General features: G+C 71.5%; 15 protein-coding genes. 8 read left to right on the top strand and 7 right to left on the bottom strand.

The genetic code is table 11. From position 1 onward, the window contains the following. Window positions 1-82: 82 nt before the first annotated feature. Together ACWCPW_RS35810 and ACWCPW_RS35805 are read right to left on the bottom strand one after the other, a co-directional pair. Complete coding sequence (locus ACWCPW_RS35810; RefSeq protein ID WP_449765740.1) at window positions 83-1321, bottom strand: acyltransferase family protein; 1239 nt, start codon at window positions 1319-1321, stop codon at window positions 83-85. A 259-nt stretch (window positions 1322-1580) separates the two neighbouring features. Beyond that, entirely contained in the window at window positions 1581-3587 is a 2007-nt protein-coding gene (locus ACWCPW_RS35805) for a prolyl oligopeptidase family serine peptidase (protein ID WP_449765739.1), read from the bottom strand. A gap of 95 nt (window positions 3588-3682) precedes the next feature. On the opposite strand from ACWCPW_RS35805, the gene arfB reads away from it, so the two are divergent. Together arfB and ACWCPW_RS35795 are read left to right on the top strand one after the other, a co-directional pair. Continuing rightward, the gene (gene arfB, locus ACWCPW_RS35800) at window positions 3683-4105 is read left to right on the top strand and encodes an alternative ribosome rescue aminoacyl-tRNA hydrolase ArfB (protein WP_449765738.1); all 423 of its coding nucleotides are present in this window, start codon (window positions 3683-3685) and stop codon (window positions 4103-4105) included. Window positions 4106-4355: 250 nt separating this feature from the next. Continuing rightward, complete coding sequence (locus ACWCPW_RS35795; RefSeq protein ID WP_449765737.1) at window positions 4356-4859, top strand: ATP-binding protein; 504 nt, start codon at window positions 4356-4358, stop codon at window positions 4857-4859. 6 nt (window positions 4860-4865) lie between these two features. On the opposite strand, the gene ACWCPW_RS35790 is transcribed toward ACWCPW_RS35795, so the two are convergent. Together ACWCPW_RS35790 and ACWCPW_RS35785 are read right to left on the bottom strand one after the other, a co-directional pair. Next, a complete protein-coding gene (locus ACWCPW_RS35790; RefSeq protein WP_449765736.1) occupies window positions 4866-5714 on the bottom strand; it encodes a DUF1206 domain-containing protein in 849 nt (282 codons plus the stop codon). 199 nt (window positions 5715-5913) lie between these two features. Next, the gene (locus ACWCPW_RS35785; RefSeq protein WP_449765735.1) at window positions 5914-7095 is read right to left on the bottom strand and encodes an acyl-CoA dehydrogenase family protein; all 1182 of its coding nucleotides are present in this window, start codon (window positions 7093-7095) and stop codon (window positions 5914-5916) included. Between the two features lie 101 nt (window positions 7096-7196). Here ACWCPW_RS35785 and yidD point away from each other — a divergent pair, with 101 nt between their 5' ends. After that, on the top strand, window positions 7197-7934 hold the full coding sequence (gene yidD, locus ACWCPW_RS35780; protein ID WP_449765734.1) for a membrane protein insertion efficiency factor YidD: 738 nt from the start codon (window positions 7197-7199) through the stop codon (window positions 7932-7934). Window positions 7935-7977: 43 nt separating this feature from the next. Here yidD and rsgA read toward each other — a convergent pair whose 3' ends face one another. From rsgA to ACWCPW_RS35765, 3 genes are all read right to left on the bottom strand, one after another. Beyond that, complete coding sequence (gene rsgA / locus ACWCPW_RS35775) at window positions 7978-9066, bottom strand: ribosome small subunit-dependent GTPase A (protein ID WP_449765733.1); 1089 nt, start codon at window positions 9064-9066, stop codon at window positions 7978-7980. A gap of 237 nt (window positions 9067-9303) precedes the next feature. Further along, window positions 9304-10674, bottom strand: a complete 1371-nt coding sequence (locus ACWCPW_RS35770; RefSeq protein WP_449765732.1) for a YihY/virulence factor BrkB family protein — start codon at window positions 10672-10674, stop codon at window positions 9304-9306. Window positions 10675-10785: 111 nt separating this feature from the next. After that, window positions 10786-11331: a MarR family winged helix-turn-helix transcriptional regulator gene (locus ACWCPW_RS35765; protein ID WP_449765731.1), complete on the bottom strand. Its 546-nt coding sequence runs from the start codon at window positions 11329-11331 to the stop codon at window positions 10786-10788. 225 nt (window positions 11332-11556) lie between these two features. Here ACWCPW_RS35765 and ACWCPW_RS35760 point away from each other — a divergent pair, with 225 nt between their 5' ends. The 5 genes from ACWCPW_RS35760 (at window position 11557) to cysD (ending at window position 15366) form a co-directional block, all read left to right on the top strand. Beyond that, the gene (locus tag ACWCPW_RS35760) at window positions 11557-11640 is read left to right on the top strand and encodes a putative leader peptide (protein WP_355541009.1); all 84 of its coding nucleotides are present in this window, start codon (window positions 11557-11559) and stop codon (window positions 11638-11640) included. Window positions 11641-11773: 133 nt separating this feature from the next. Then, a complete protein-coding gene (locus ACWCPW_RS35755; protein WP_449765730.1) occupies window positions 11774-13471 on the top strand; it encodes a nitrite/sulfite reductase in 1698 nt (565 codons plus the stop codon). Next, window positions 13468-13689 carry a hypothetical protein gene (locus tag ACWCPW_RS35750; RefSeq protein WP_449765729.1) on the top strand — a complete coding sequence of 74 codons (222 nt, stop codon included), beginning with the start codon at window positions 13468-13470 and terminating at the stop codon, window positions 13687-13689. The genes ACWCPW_RS35755 and ACWCPW_RS35750 overlap by 4 nt, the downstream gene beginning before the upstream one ends. Further along, window positions 13686-14384 (top strand): phosphoadenylyl-sulfate reductase, encoded by a 699-nt coding sequence (locus ACWCPW_RS35745; RefSeq protein WP_449765728.1) that lies wholly within the window; start codon window positions 13686-13688, stop codon window positions 14382-14384. Before ACWCPW_RS35750 ends, ACWCPW_RS35745 begins: the two co-directional genes overlap by 4 nt. 55 nt (window positions 14385-14439) lie before the next feature. After that, complete coding sequence (gene cysD, locus ACWCPW_RS35740) at window positions 14440-15366, top strand: sulfate adenylyltransferase subunit CysD (protein WP_449765727.1); 927 nt, start codon at window positions 14440-14442, stop codon at window positions 15364-15366. Window position 15367: the final 1 nt, after the last annotated feature.

Here is a 15367-nt window from a genome sequence, read left to right as displayed (position 1 = left end):
GTCGTGCCCCTCCTCGAGAGTCGTACCGGCTCGTTGCCCTCGAAGAATCGCCGCCGCGTGTTACCCGTCGAAACGGGGCATGTTAACGCGGCGTATCCAAACCCTCACCACCCGAACGCCGCAACCCGCGCTCGGGAGCGGGATCGGACGCCTCGCGCATGCTCCTCAGCGACTTGTCGAAGCCGCGCTTCATGAGCCGACTCAGCGGGCGCTCGACCAGGCGGTGCAGCAGCCACGCCACGGTCAGCGCCGCGACCAGCGCCACCCCGATCGCCGCCCGGTCGCCGAGCCCGCGCTCGCGCAGCCAGTGGATCAGCGTCCACCCCGCCTCCTGGTGGATCAGGTACAGGGGATAGGTCAGCGCGCCGAACACGGCCAGCCCCTTCCACCGCACCCAGTCGAACCAGCCCAGCGCCACCGCGATGATCACCGCGTAGGCCAGGGTGATCGCCACCGACACGCCCACCGCCGACATCGGATCGCCGACGGCGTCGTCGTAGACCTTCTTCAGGCCCGGCACGTCCGCCATCGCCAGCAGCCAGGTGAAGCCGACCATGGCCCACAGGAGCAGATTCGGCCCGAAGCGATACATCAGGTAGATGGTCACGCCCGCGACGAAGTACGGCGCCTGCCGCAACATCGCGAGCTCTTCCAGGATCGGCACCTCGCTGCCGTTCGCGATCATCGCCACGACCAGCCAGATACCGCAGAAGGCGACCACGCGGCGATAGGTCAATCCCATCGCCACGACGATCGCGAACAGCAGATAGAACTGCAGTTCCAGCCACAACGTCCAATAGACGCCGTCGACGTCCTTGTACCCGAGCCGGCCCTCGAACATGGTGAAGTTCACCAGCACGGTCCGGGCGTCGATGCCGGACCGGGCCCCCGGCCGACCCAGGTCCGGCGCGAAGTGCAGGACCGTGGCGGTGAGCAGGATGGCCGCCCAGAAGGCCGGATACAGGCGCACGACGCGGGACACCACGAAGTCGCCGGCCTGCCGCCCCCACGAACTCATGCAGATCACGAAGCCGCTGATGATGAAGAACAACTCGACGCCGAGCCAGCCGTATTGGGTGATCCCGGCGACGGTCGGCATGAAGTCCTGCGGGGTGCGACCGCCCCAGATCTCCGGCACGCCGGCGTCCGCGGTCCAGTGGAAGGACAACACGGCGAGCGCGGCGAACAGTCGAAGCACGTCGAGCGCGTACAGGCGGGTGGGACCCGTGCGGCGGGCGGCGGGGGCCCGGACCGGCGGATCGGGCCGAGGCCCGCGATCCGGTGCGGCGGAAGGTCGCTCTTCGACGGGCGCTTCGGGCATGGTCGGCTTCCTCGACGATGGGCCGCCTCGGCTCGGACGGAGGACCGGAGTGCGGTCGACACCGTCCCACCCGAGTCGGGCGAAAACATACGAACCGATGACCGAGTGCGTCGGCATATCCGCACTGCCTCGGGAATCACAGGACCCGAGGGTAACGGCCCGCCCGCCCGATCCGGGCGGGCGGGCCGCCGATCCGCGTCGGCCACCCGCGCGGCGCCCCGCCGGAGGGGACGCCGCGCTCGGTTCGCGTCGCTTCCGGTCAGAATCCCCCGCCCGGCGGGGGGTCGATCGCGTCGGCCGGCCGGAACCCGAAGGCCTTTCCGTAGAACCACAGTTCGGCCTCCAACGCGCGGATGATGTTCTCCGCCCGCCGGAAGCCGTGCTGTTCGCCCTCGAAGGCCAGGTAGACGTAGGGCAGCCCCTTCTCCTTCAGGGCCGCGACGATCATCTCCGCCTGGGCCGGCGGAACCACCTGGTCCTCCAGCCCCTGGAACACCGCGAGCGGAGCGGACAGGTGCTCGGTGTGGTTGATCGGCGAGCGCGCCCGATAGACCGCCTCGGCCTCCGGGTACGGGCCGACCAGGCGATCCAGGTAGCGCGATTCGAACTTGTGCGTGTGCCGGGCCAGCGCCGCGATGTCGGCGACGCCGAAGTGGCTCGCGCCGGCGGTGAAGTCGTCGCCCGCCACCAGCGCGGCCAACGTGGTGTAGCCGCCCGCCGAGCCGCCCCGGATGGCCAGCTTGGCGCCGTCCACGACGCCGGTGTCGGCGAGGTGCCGGGCCACCGCGGTGCAGTCCTCGACGTCGACGATGCCCCACGAGTCGTACAGCAGGTTGCGGTACTCCCGGCCGTAGCCGGTGCTGCCGCCGTAGTTGACGTCCGCCACCGCGAAGCCCCGGCTGGTCCAGTACTGGATCCGCAGGTTGAGCACCGCCGACGCCTGCGCGGTCGGCCCGCCGTGGATGGACACGATCAGCGGTGGCAGTTCGCCCTCCGGCGCCCGCACGTCCGGGTTCTTGGGCAGGTACAGCAGCGCGTGCGCGGTACGGCCGGCCGCGGAGGCGAACTCGATCGCCCGCGGCGCGCTGAACCACCGCGCGTCCAACCCGAAGTCCCGGGCCGGGCGCAGCCGTTCGATCTGCAACGCGGTGGCGGAGCCGGGCGCGAGCCGGACCCGGCGCGGCGCGTCCTCGTCGTCCGGGCCGCCGCCGATCAACAACACCCCGCCGGGCACCGCGACCAGGTCGGACAGCCAGTTCAGCCCGGTCTCCACCCGGGCGGGCGGCTGCTCCGGGCGGGTCGGGTCGACCAGGCCCAGGTAGGCGAAGCCGCCGGAGACGACCGCGCAGGCGATCCGGCCGTCGTCGAGGAAGGTGTGGAAGCGCTCGCCGAAGATCCACTGCGGGCCGCCGATCTCCGCCTCGACCGGCGCCACCGCCTCGACCTGACCGCCCGCGCCGACCCGGTACAGGTTCCACCACCCGGTGCGGTCCGACGCGAACCACAACGCGCCGTCCGGCCCCCACTCGGGCTGGACCACCGACTCGCGCCCGCCGCCCGCGAGCGCCTGCGCGCCGGTCGGCCGCGGCCCCGCCTCGATCGCCGCGACCATCAGCTCGGCCGCGTCCCACGGCATGTCCGGGTGCGACCACTGGGTCCAGGCGAGCGCCGAGCCGTCCGCCGCCGGGCGCGGCGAGGACACGAAGTCCGGTCCGGTGACCAGGACCCGCTCGCCGCCGGGGCCGTCCAGCGGCAGCGCGACGATCTCGTTGACCGCCTCGCCGTGCGTCTTCACCGCCGCCGGCTCGTGGCTCTCGCGCACCGCGACCAGCCACTCGCCCGGCCCCCACTGCCCCGCCGGCACGATGGTGAAGTCGGCGTAGCGCAGGCCCGCCTCGACCTCCGGCTCGGCGGTGACCGGCACCGGCGCCGCGTCGCCGGGCGCGAGGCGGTACAACCGCTGGTCGGTCCAGTTCGCGAAGACCAGCACGCCCGCGCGAATCGTCCAGGCGGCGCCGCCGTACTCGTGCACGCGGGTTCGCGCCGAGAACCCCTCGGGCAGCATGTCCTCGGGCGACCCGCCCGGTCGCAGCCGCACCAGCTGGATCCGGCCGCCTTCGGACGGCCTACCCTCCGACCACCACACGTCCTCGCCGTCGGCCCGGATGTCGCCGGGAGTCGCGGCCCCTTCCACGAGCCGCTCGGCCGTGATCGGCGAGGGCCAGGAGCCGTATGTCTTCTCGTCCGCGTTCATGTCGGCACTCATCCCCCGATCCTCTCCGTCCCGGGCCCGGAAAGCATCCGCCGGCGCGCTCGAAAACCCGGTCGACCCGGGCCGGTGCGACACGGGATCATGTGCGTATGACGACAGATCTCGACATTCGCGGCGTGGTGATACCCGCCGCCGAGCTGTCGTGGCGGTTCTCGCGCTCCTCCGGACCGGGCGGACAGTCGGTGAACACCACGGACAGCCGCGCCGAGGTGTCCTTCGACCTGGGCGCCAGCACGGTGTTGCCCGACGTGCTCAAGGAGCGGGCGCTGCACCGGTTGGCCGGGCGCCTGGTGGACGGCGTACTCACGGTCGCCTCGTCCGAACAGCGTTCGCAGCTGATGAATCGACAGACCGCGGTCCGCCGACTGGTCGAGATCCTGGTCGAGGCCACCGCCCCGCCGGCGCCGCCCCGGCGGCCGACCAAACCCTCGCGCGGGATGCGCGAACGCAGGCTGCGCAACAAGCACCATCGCGGTGAGATCAAACGACTGCGACGCTCGACGGGCGATTGATCCCGGATCCGAACCGGATCCGAACCGGGCGCAAAGTCGAGATGAAATGTCGCTTACCGAAGCATTACGGATCACACCCGGAAAACCACGCCACGAACACGACGGGCCATCGCACACTGCCAACGCCGGCGCAAGACCCGCGCTCCGCAGTGAACGAGGCGAAGGACTCCGGGATGCCATCCCCCGCACGTGTGCCCCATCCGTCCCATCCGACGATCGTCCCGGTCGCGTCCCGCTCGTCGAGTCATCCGTGACCGCCGTCGGGCGGGCCCGCGCCCGCGCTCGACACGAGCGGCGCGCCTCGGACGACGGCCGGCACGACCCCGATCCCGAGAATCGGCCCGGGCCCGTGTTCGTGCGCTGGACCATCGCGCCCACGGTCGCGGGCGTGCCCGAGGTGCGGCATCGCCTGCGCGACCTGTTACGCGCGTGGGGGGTGGCCGAGGAGATCGAGGACACCCTGCTCCTGGTCGCCACCGAACTGACCTCCAACGCGGTCCGGCACGCCGCGATCCGCACCGAGCGCATCCGGATCACCGCGTCGCACACCGGCGCCGAGATCCGCCTCGAGGTCGCCGACGACCACCCGTTCCGCCCGCACGCACTCCTGGAAACCGGCCCGGAGGCCGAGGACGGCCGGGGGTTGATGATCGTGAAACTGATGGTGGCCGAACTCGGCGGCCGGATCGACGTCCTGTCCGTCGGCGCCGGCAAGAGCATCCGGGTCACGACGCGCGGGGACGCCCCGGGGTAGCCGGCCTCAGCGCACCCGGCGCCACCGTGCCTCACAGAACGAGTACAGCCCGAACACCACCAGGCCCAGCGCGACCACCACGAGCAGGGCGGGACCCGCCGGCGTGCCCGCGAACGAGCGCAGCGTCTCGTCCACCCCCTTGGCCCGGTTCGGGTCGAACTTCACCGCCGCCACCACGATGAACACACCGGCCGCGCCGAACACCACACCCCGATTGATCCCGCCGATCGTCCCGAGCAGATCCACCGCCTTGCGCTGCGTGGGGCCCATCTCGCCGGTGTTCAGCTTCTCCCGGAACTTGCGCAGCGCGTACCGGACCGCCATCCCGATGCCGACACCGAGCAGCACCAGTCCGGCCAACCCCACCAGATACCTACCGCCGGGCCAGTCCAGCGCCTTGGCGGTGAGGTCCTTCGAGGTCTCGTTGCTGCCGCCGCCCTGTTCCTTGCCCTGCTCGCCGCCGCCCGCGGTGAGGGTGCGGATCAGCGAGACGACCACGAACGCGTAGAAGATCGCCCGGCCCAGCGACATCAGCCGCTTCTGCGCCTTGTGCCCCTCCGGTACGGCCTGCCCGAACGCGGCCTCCACCAGCCGCCACAGACACATCCCGATCAGCGCGACGACCAGCACCCACAACATGGCCTCGCCGAACGGCTTCCTGCCGATCTCCTCGACCGCACCGCCCCGGTCGGCCTCCTGGTTCTTGTCGCCGAAGGCGATCTGCACCGCGATCGCGCCGACGAGGACATAGAGGAGGCCGCGTGCGGCCAGGCCCGCCCGGGCAAGGCCCACCATCACCTTGCTGTCGGCGGCCTGCCGCCCGGCGGCCTTGGCTTCACGACCGGATTCGGCCATGGAGGCTGACGATGGCATGTCGTATCCCCAAATGTTGTCCCGGAGCGCTTTCGCGGCCGTGCCGTACGGCATCCGGCTGGGCAGACGTCTGCCCGGACCGGCCCCGGGCAAACGGCACGCAAAGTCACCGCGACGTCGGGGATCGAGGGATCGTCGAGTCGTCGGGTCGCGGCGGAGGCGCCCCGCCGCGCGGGTCGGATCAGTGGAAGGCGTCCAGGCCGGTGAGCGCCTTGCCGATGACCAGGGTGTGCATCTCCGAGGTGCCCTCGTAGGTGAGCACCGACTCCAGGTTGTTCGTGTGCCGGATCACCGGGTACTCCAGCGAGATCCCGTTCGCGCCCAGGATCGTGCGCGCCTGGCGGGCGATCGCGATCGCCTCGCGGACGTTGTTGAGCTTGCCGAAGCTGATCTGCTCGGGCCGTACCGCGCCCGCGTCCTTGCGCCGGCCCAGGTGCAGCGCGAGCAGGTGCGCCTTGCCGATCTCCACCGCCATGTCCGCCAGCTTGGCCTGGGTGAGTTGGAACCCGCCGATCGGCCGGCCGAACTGTTCCCGCGTGCGGGCGTAGTCCAGCGCGGACTCGAAGCACGAGCGCGCCGCGCCCACCGCGCCCCACACGATGCCGTACCGGGCCTCGCCCAGACACGTCAGCGGCCCGCGCATGCCCACCACGTCGGGCAGTACCGCGTCGGCCGGCAACCGTACGTCGTCCAGCGTCAGCTCGCTGGTGATCGACGCGCGCAGGGACATCTTGTGCTTGATGTCGACGGCCGCGAAGCCGGCGGTGTCGGTGGGCACCACGAAGCCGCGCACACCCTCCTCGGTCTGCGCCCAGATCACCGCGACGTCGGCCACCGAGCCGTTGGTGATCCACATCTTGCGGCCGTTGAGCACCCAGTCGTCGCCGTCCCGCTTGGCGTGCGTGCGCATCGACGCCGGATCCGAACCGTGATCGGGCTCGGTCAACCCGTAGCACCCGAGCGCCTCGCCCGCGGCCAGCCGAGGCAGCCAGGTGCGCCGGTGCTCCTCGGTGCCGAAGCGGTGGATCGCGAACATCGCCAGCGAGCCCTGCACCGACACGAGCGAGCGCAACCCCGAGTCGCACGCCTCCAGTTCCAGACACGCCAGGCCGTACTGCACCGCGCTTGTCCCGGCGCAGCCGTAGCCGTCCAGGGTCATCCCGAGCACGCCGATCCCGCCCAGCCCGCGCGCGAGTTCCCGCACGTCGGGCAGCTCGCCGCGCTCGAACCACTCGGCCACGTACGGCGTGACCCGGTCGGCGCAGAACCGGCGCACGGTGTCCCGGATCGCCTTGTCCTCGGGGTCGAGCAGATCGTCGATGCCGAGCGGGTCCATCGGGTCGAACGCGGGTGCCTTGGCCATCTGCGGGTGCCTCCTGTGTGCGGACCGGGAGACCCGAACGGCGCCGAACGGGTCCCGGTAGATTGCCCCGAACATAGATCCGGAACACGGGGAGCACCACCATGACCCAACCGCCGCACGAACCGCACCCCCTGTTCGGGGACGGCGCGGGCCCGCCCGGCGAGACGCCCGAGCAGCGGCGGCGCAGGCTCGAGGAGGAAGAGGAGCGTCGCCGCCGCCAGGAACGACGTGAGGATCTCGCGGAGGCCGCCGGGGAACTCGGTGGCGGCCCGCCCTCCGGCGGTGGCGGTGGTGGTGGCGGCGGACGTGGTGGCGACGGCTGGTCCGGCGGCGGATCCGGGGGGTCCGGCGGCGGAGGCGGCGGCGGTCGCGGAGGCGGTGGAGGCGGCGGCGACGGCCGGGGCTGCTGCGGTCGCGGCGGCAACCGGGACGGCGGCGATCGGGACAGCGGCGGAGGCGGAGGCGGCGGGGGTGGCGGCGGGGGCGGCGGTCGCGGAGGCGGCGGCGGAAACGGTGACTGTGGCTGCGACGCGTGCCTGATCAGCCTGTTCTCGCTGCGCCTGATGTGGATCGCGCTGACCAGCCTGCTCCGCCCGCGCGGCGGCTCGCCCGCCCGCCGGCTGGGTGCCGCCGTGGAGCGCTACCGCACCGAGATCAGCCCGCGCACCCCGCCGTGCTGCACCTTCACGCCGACCTGTTCGACCTACGGCAAGCAGGCCCTGCATCGGCACGGCGCGGTCCGGGGCACGTATCTGACGGCGCGTCGGCTGATCCGCTGCCGCCCCGGCAACGGTGGCTTCGACCCGGTGCCGGGCGCGCGGCGGGCGAAGGGACACTGACCGGCGGTCGGGGGACGGGCCGAGCCCGCCCCCCGACCGACCGTCACTTCTTCGGCGACGGCGAGCGGCGCATCTCCTTGTGGATCAGCTTCCACTCGCGGGCCCGCTCGGCGCGGATGCGATGGTCCTCGCGCGAGGCGATCCAGCGTGCCTCCCGGAGCAGCTTGCGGTAGCTGTCCAGGCGTCGCTGCGGCAGTTCGCCCGCCTCGATCGCGGCGAGCACCGCGCAGCCGGGTTCGCTGTCGTGCGTGCAGTCGGCGAAGCGACAGTCCCGGACCAGGGCGTCGATGTCCGCGAAGGTGCGGTCCAGACCCTCGCCGACGTCGTACATGCCGACGCCGCGCATGCCCGGGGTGTCCACCAGCACGCCGCCGTTCGGCAGCGGGACCAACTCGCGCCAGGTGGTGGTGTGCCGGCCCTTGCCGTCGCCGCGCACCTGCTGGACCGAGGTCACCTCGGCGCCCGCGAGCGCGTTGGTGAGCGTGGACTTGCCCGCGCCGGAGGTGCCGATCAGCGCGACGCTCTGCCCGGCGGTGTACGCCTCGAGCACGTCCAGGCCTTCGCCGGTGAGCGCACTGGCGACCACGACGTCCACGCCCATCGCCACCGCCTCGACGTCGGTGCGCAGGTCGTCGGCGTCGGCCGCGAGGTCGGCCTTGGTGAGGATGACCAGCGGCCGGGCGCCGCTCTCCCACGCGAGCGTGAGCAGCCGCTCCAGGCGGCCGAGGTCCGGCGGCACGTCCAGCGGGACGACGGCGCCGATCAGGTCGACGTTGACCGCCAGGACCTGACCCGCCGAACGCCCGGAGGCCTGCGAACGCACCAGCGCGGTCCGGCGCTCCAGCAGCGCGGCGACGAACGCCTCGCGGCCGTCGTCGGGAAACTCCAGTGCGGCCCAGTCACCGGTGCACGGCAGTTCACCGCCGCCGTGCGCGGCCCGCACGGTGCCGTCCGCGGTGACCACCTCGCACAGCGAGCGGTCCACACGGGCGATCCGCCCGGGGACCAGGCCGTGGGTCAGGTAGGGAGCGAATTCGGTGTCGCGGTCCGCGTCCCAGCCGTAGGCGGCGAGCACGTCGGAGTTCGCGACGGAAGAGGTGTTGCGGGAAATGCGGTGCTGCTGGGAAGACAAGCCGGTGGCCCTTCGAGGGGCGGATCCGCCGACCTGCGCGCCACCCGGAACGACCCGGTGCGGCTACGCGGTGCGAACCCGAGAGATGGAGAGGGGGAATGAGGTCCAGCCCATCCGGGCGACCGTCATCAAGGTCGTGGTCACGACATCCACCTCCCACCTGTTGTGTGCGACCTCGGGTCGCGCGCTCTCGGATACCACGTGGCCCCAGCGGACCACCCGGGAAAGCCTAGGCCATCACGGCCGGTCGCGTCGAGCGTGTTCCTGCTCGCCGACCGCGGGTCGGGTCGGCCGCGGCGGCCACGCGGTGTCGTCCAGCGGCAGGCCCGGCAACTCCTGTCCGGCGGGCATGTGCAGGCTCGGCGGCTGGCCGTTGGTGGGCGGCGGACCGGGCGGTCGCGGAGGTCGGGACGGCATCCGGGTGGGCACCTCGCCGGCCCGGCGGCTGCCGTTGGCCCGACCGTTGACGGTGCCCGCGTCGCCGCGCTTGGCGTCGCGCGCGTGGATGGCCCAGCGCTCGGGGAACTCGGACGGCGGCTCGGCGATGTCGGGGAGTTCGCCGTGGATGACGGTGTCCTCCATCTCGTCGTGCTCGTCCGAGGAGGGCGTCCAGTCGCCGGGGTTGCCGCGGTGCCGGCCCGAGCGCAGGTGCTCCATGGCCGCGGCGATCTCCTCGGCGGCCTTCTCCTTGTCCCGCTCGGCGCGCGCCTGCGCGGTCTCCTGGCTGGGCCAGACCTGGTCGATCGCGGCGTTGACGGCCGCGCCGATCAGCACGGCCATGGCCGCGAAGTACATCCACACCATGACCGCGACCGGGGCGGCGAGCGAGCCGTAGACGGTGGGGCCGTCGATGGTGGTGGCGAGGTACACGCGCAGCAGAAAGCTGCCCAGGATGCACAGGAGCAGGGCGACCAGCGCACCGGGTATGTCCTCGCGCCACGGCGTCCGTACCGGCACCGACACGTGGTAGAGCGAGGTCAGGAAGCAGACCGAGAGCACCACCAGGACCGGCCAGTACAGGATGTGCACGGTCCCGGCGAAGTGCGGGAAGGCCTTGACCACCAACTCGGGGCCGGCCACCAGGAGCGGGATGAGGAACATCCCGAGCAGCAGGCCGACCACGTACAGCGTGAAGGACAGCAGTCGGGTGCGCACGATGCCGCGTTTGCCGGACAGGCCGTACATGATCGTGATGGTGTCGACGTAGACGTTGAGCGCGCGCGAGCCGGACCACAGGGCGATCAGGAAGCCCGCAGAGATGATGTCGGCGCGCCCGGAGTCGAAGACGTCGTTGACCAGCGGGACCACCACCTGCTCGGTGCTCTTGCTGGAGAGCACCGATCCGGCGGCCTTGACGATGTCCGCCTTGAGGTCGTTGACCGTACTGCCGCCGATCATGCCGTGCAGGTAGCCGACGGTGCCGGCGAGCCCGAGCAGCAGCGGGGGCAGCGAGAGCAGCATGAAGAACCCGGCCTCGGCGGCCAGGCCGGTGACCCGGTGGTTGAAGCAGGAGATCACCGTCTCGCGGAGTATCCGCCACAGTGCGCTCCGCAACCGGATGCGACCGGCCCCTCGCAGGCGAGGTCGTTGTTGGTAGTCCGCTGCCACCCCTTTAAGGTATCCGGCCGGGGGCCCGCCATTCGCCAAGTCGCCGACCGGGTGCGCCCACCCCCCGTTCGGCCGCCGGCCGCACCCCGTTCGCCGGGTGGTCCGCGCTGGTCAGCGCGTGGGCACCAGCACCCCGGAAAGCCTGCTCAGCACCCGCGCCGCGGTGCGCAGCTCCTCGGGCGGCAGGTCCGCGAAGGCGCTCTCCCAGCTCTCCCGGAACAACGTGTCGAGCCGGTACAACTCGCGCCGTCCGGCCGGGGTGAGCCGGGCCACCGAGCCGCCTCGGCCGCGCCCGGCGCGCACCGCCTCGACCAGGCCCTCGCGTCCGTGCACGTCCAACAGGTCGCGCACGGCGGGCACCGACAGGCCGAGCACCCGGGCCAGTCGCTCGTTGTCCAGGTCGAGTTCGTCGGCGAGCGCGGCGAGCAGCCGATACCGGGTACCGTCGGCGTCGGCGTCGACCGGACCGACCTGCCCGGCACGATCGGCACGGATCGCGGAGAGGAAGCCGTTGAGGGCGTACCGCAGTGTCTCGACCGCTTCCTCGCGGCGCGGCTCCGGCCGCTCGGAGGCGGATCCCGCGGTAGATGCGGTAGATGCGGGAACGCATACGGAGCGCGTTCTGCGCCGGGGCGCGCCCAGAACCTCGCCTGGCATACCCATCAGCTCCTCGTCCACTGTGGTGCGTGGGCCGCGTACCGTTCGGGGAAACGACATCCGACCACCCGTACCGTAACCAACCGCGGCGACGATCCATGCCGCGATCGACGGGGAAGATCATCTCATCTCACAATGTGGGCACGCCTGTTCGACATATGAGATGGGCGTTCGTATCCCGGACAGTGATGGACGGCTTTCTGGCTCCATGTCAATCTTTGCGACATGTCACGCGCCGGTATTGCTCTCGTAGGTCGACTCCACGTCGACCTCGGACGCATGTCCAGCGCCGTCTGTTCGCCGGTCTGACGACCCGCCCGTAGCACCTGTCTGCCGGGCGCGCGGTCGCACCGGCACCACGACTCTCACGGCCGGTCCGGCGAGGGTGCGGCCGGATGCTCCCCTGCGCGTCCCCCACCGATCCGCCCGGAGGACGCTCCCCATGGCCGCCACTACCGACACCGCCGGCAGCGGTCCCCGCGCCCGCAAGACCGCTCGCCATCGCGGCGAGGGTCAGTGGGCTCTCGGCCATCACGAGCCGCTCAACGCGAACGAGCAGTTCAAGAAGGACGACGACGGTCTCCATGTGCGCGCCCGCATCGAGAATGTCTACGCCCATCGCGGCTTCTCCTCGATCGACCCCAACGACCTGCGCGGCCGGATGCGTTGGTGGGGCCTGTACACCCAGCGCAAGCCCGGAATCGACGGCGGCAAGACCGGCGTGCTCGAGCCGCACGAGCTCGACGACGAGTACTTCATGCTGCGCGTGCGGGTGGACGGCGGCCGGCTGAACCTGGCCCAGTTGCGCGCCATCGCCGAGGTCTCCGAGCGGTTCGCGCGTGGCACCGCGGACGTCACCGACCGGCAGAACGTGCAGTTCCACTGGATCCGGATCGAGGACGTCCCGGAGATCTGGCGGATCCTGGAGGGCGTCGGCCTGTCCACGACCGAGGCCTGCGGCGACACCCCGCGCGTGGTGCTCGGCTCGCCGGTGGCCGGCGTCGCCGAGGAAGAGATCATCGACGGCACCTGGGCCATCGACGAGATCAACCGGCTGTACATCGGCAAGCCCGAGTACTCGAACCTGCCGCGCAAGTTCAAGACCGCGATCTCCGGATCGCCGCTGCTGGACGTCGCGCACGAGATCAACGACATCTCCTTCGTCGGCGTCGTGCACCCCGAGTTCGGCCCCGGCTTCGACGTGTGGGTCGGCGGCGGGCTGTCCACCAACCCCAAGCTCGCGGTCCGCCTGGGCACCTGGGTGCCGCTGGCGGAGGTTCCGCAGGTCTGGGAAGGCGTCATCTCGATCTTCCGTGACTACGGCTACCGCCGGCTGCGCAACCGCGCGCGGCTGAAGTTCCTGGTCGCCGACTGGGGGCCGGAGCGCTTCCGCGAGGTGCTGGAGAACGAATACCTGGGCCGCAAGCTGGTCGACGGCCCCGCCCCCGAGGCGCCCGCGCAGGTGTGGCGCGACCATGTGGGCGTGCGTCCGCAAAAGGGCGGCGGCTTCTACGTGGGCTTCGCCCCGCGCGTGGGCCGGGTCGACGGCGCCACGCTCGGCAAGATCGCCGACCTCGCCGAGCGGCACGGCTCGGACCGGGTGCGCACCACGGTCGAGCAGAAGATGCTCATCCTGGACATCGCCGAGGACAAGGTCGCCTCGCTCAAGGAGGGCCTGGAGGCGCTCGGCCTGCGGGTGGACCCGAGCCCGTTCCGGCGCGGCACGATGGCCTGCACCGGCATCGAGTTCTGCAAGCTGGCGATCGTGGAGACCAAGGGTCGCGGGATCCGGCTGATCGACGAACTCGAGCAGCGGCTGCCGGAGTTCGACCAGCCGATCACGATCAACATCAACGGTTGCCCGAACGCGTGCGCCCGGATCCAGGTCGCCGACATCGGCCTCAAGGGCCAGTTGGTGCTCGACGACGACGGCGAGCAGGTCGAGGGCTACCAGGTGCACCTGGGCGGCGGGCTCGGCCTGGACCCCGGGTTCGGGCGCAAGATCCGCGGCCTCAAGGTGACCTCGGCGGGCCTGGCCGACTACATCGAACGCGTGCTGCGCCGCTTCCAGGAGCAGCGCGCCGAGGGCGAGCGCTTCGCCCAGTGGGCCGTGCGCGCGGCCGACGCGGACCTGTCGTGAGCGCCGCCGGCGGCGCCGAGCCGGGCCAACGGGCCGTCCCGTTCTACTGCCCCTTCTGCGGCGACGAGGACCTTCGTCCGCACGAGGAGGGACACGGCACCTGGCTGTGCTCGGCGTGCCGGCGGGCGTTCTCGCTGAAGTTCCTGGGTCTGGTCTTCCCGCAGAAGCACGGCCCCGACAAGCACGACCGGTCGATCACACAGGAGGAGGAGCGATGACCGTCACCGAGACCACCGATCTCGAGGCACTCGCGACTCGCGCCGGCCTCGAACTCGAGGACGCCGGCGCGTCGGAGATCCTGGCCTGGACGCACGAGCTGTTCGGCCCGACCTGGTGTGTGACGTCCTCGATGGAGGACGCCGTGGTCGCGCACCTCGCCTCGAAAGTGGCGCCGGGCGTGGACGTGGTCTTCCTGGACACCGGCTACCACTTCCCCGAGACCATCGGCACCCGTGACGCGGTCGCCGCGATCTACGACGTCAACGTGATCACCGTGCACCCGGAGCTGACCGTCGTCCAGCAGGACGCGAAGTACGGTGCCGCGCTGCACGATCGTGATCCCGACGCGTGTTGCGCGATGCGCAAGGTGGCGCCGCTGGAGCGGTCGCTGACGAACTACCGCGCGTGGGCCACCGGACTGCGCCGGGACGACTCGCCGAGTCGGGCGAACACCCCGGTCGTGTCCTGGGACGCGCGCAGGCGCAAGGTCAAGGTCGCCCCGATCGCCCGCTGGACGCAGGAGGACGTGGACGCCTACGTGGCCGAGCACCAAGTCCTGACCAACCCGCTCCTGATGGACGGGTACGCCTCGATCGGCTGCGCGCCGTGCACCCGCCGGGTGGCGCCCGGCGAGGACGCCCGCGCCGGACGATGGGCCGGCAACGGCAAGACCGAGTGCGGGATCCACACATGACCGGCCCGATACGCACCACGGCACCGTGCTCGACGAAGACGAAGGAGGGGTTGGCGTGACCACGACGATCGACAAGGGCACCGCACCCGGAGCCCTGACCCACCTGGACGCGTTGGAAGCCGAGTCCGTGCACATCTTCCGCGAGGTCGCGGGCGAGTTCGAGAAGCCGGTGATCCTGTTCTCCGGCGGCAAGGACTCGATCGTGATGCTGCACCTGGCGCGCAAGGCGTTCTGGCCCGCGCCGGTCCCCTTCGCGCTCCTTCATGTCGATACCGGGCACAACTTCCCCGAGGTCATCGAGTATCGCGACCGCGTGGTGGCCGAGCACAACCTGCGGCTGCACGTGGCGAACGTGCAGGAGTTCATCGACAACGGCCGGTTGCGCGAGCGCCCGGACGGCACCCGCAACCCGTTGCAGACCGTGCCGCTCCTGGAGGCGATCGAGTCCAACCGCTTCGACGCGGTGTTCGGCGGCGGTCGGCGGGACGAGGAGAAGGCCCGGGCCAAGGAGCGGGTGTTCTCGCTGCGCGACGAGTTCGGCGCGTGGGACCCGCGCCGGCAGCGGCCAGAGCTGTGGCAGCTCTACAACGGCCGGCACCGCGTGGGCGAGCACGTGCGGGTGTTCCCGATCTCGAACTGGACCGAGCTGGACGTGTGGCAGTACATCGAGCGGGAGAAGATCGCGCTGCCGCGGATCTACTTCTCGCACGAGCGGGACGTCTTCGAGCGCAACGGGATGTGGCTCTCGCCCGGCGAGTGGGGCGGGCCGAAGGCCGACGAGGAGACGGTGCGGCGCGTGGTGCGCTACCGCACGGTCGGCGACATGAGCTGCACCGGCGCCGTCGACTCCCCCGCCACGACGGTGGCGGACGTGATCGCCGAGATCGCGGTGAGCAGGCTGACCGAACGGGGGGCCACGCGCGCGGACGACAAGATGTCCGAGGCCGCGATGGAAGACCGCAAGCGCGAGGGGTACTTCTAGC

The organism is Embleya sp. NPDC001921 (genome assembly GCF_053594475.1).
This window is presented reverse-complemented; position numbering and strand designations above follow the sequence as displayed.

Coding starts and splice junctions, on each gene's coding strand:
- ACWCPW_RS35805 (WP_449765739.1), bottom strand. CDS start 3,587: ATGAGTGCCGACATGAACGCGGACGAGAAGACATACGGCTCCTGGCCC.
- arfB (WP_449765738.1), top strand. CDS start 3,683: ATGACGACAGATCTCGACATTCGCGGCGTGGTGATACCCGCCGCCGAG.
- ACWCPW_RS35765 (WP_449765731.1), bottom strand. CDS start 11,331: ATGCCAGGCGAGGTTCTGGGCGCGCCCCGGCGCAGAACGCGCTCCGTA.
- ACWCPW_RS35745 (WP_449765728.1), top strand. CDS start 13,686: ATGACCGTCACCGAGACCACCGATCTCGAGGCACTCGCGACTCGCGCC.
- yidD (WP_449765734.1), top strand. CDS start 7,197: ATGACCCAACCGCCGCACGAACCGCACCCCCTGTTCGGGGACGGCGCG.
- ACWCPW_RS35755 (WP_449765730.1), top strand. CDS start 11,774: ATGGCCGCCACTACCGACACCGCCGGCAGCGGTCCCCGCGCCCGCAAG.
- ACWCPW_RS35760 (WP_355541009.1), top strand. CDS start 11,557: ATGTCACGCGCCGGTATTGCTCTCGTAGGTCGACTCCACGTCGACCTC.
- ACWCPW_RS35810 (WP_449765740.1), bottom strand. CDS start 1,321: ATGCCCGAAGCGCCCGTCGAAGAGCGACCTTCCGCCGCACCGGATCGC.
- ACWCPW_RS35785 (WP_449765735.1), bottom strand. CDS start 7,095: ATGGCCAAGGCACCCGCGTTCGACCCGATGGACCCGCTCGGCATCGAC.
- ACWCPW_RS35790 (WP_449765736.1), bottom strand. CDS start 5,714: ATGGCCGAATCCGGTCGTGAAGCCAAGGCCGCCGGGCGGCAGGCCGCC.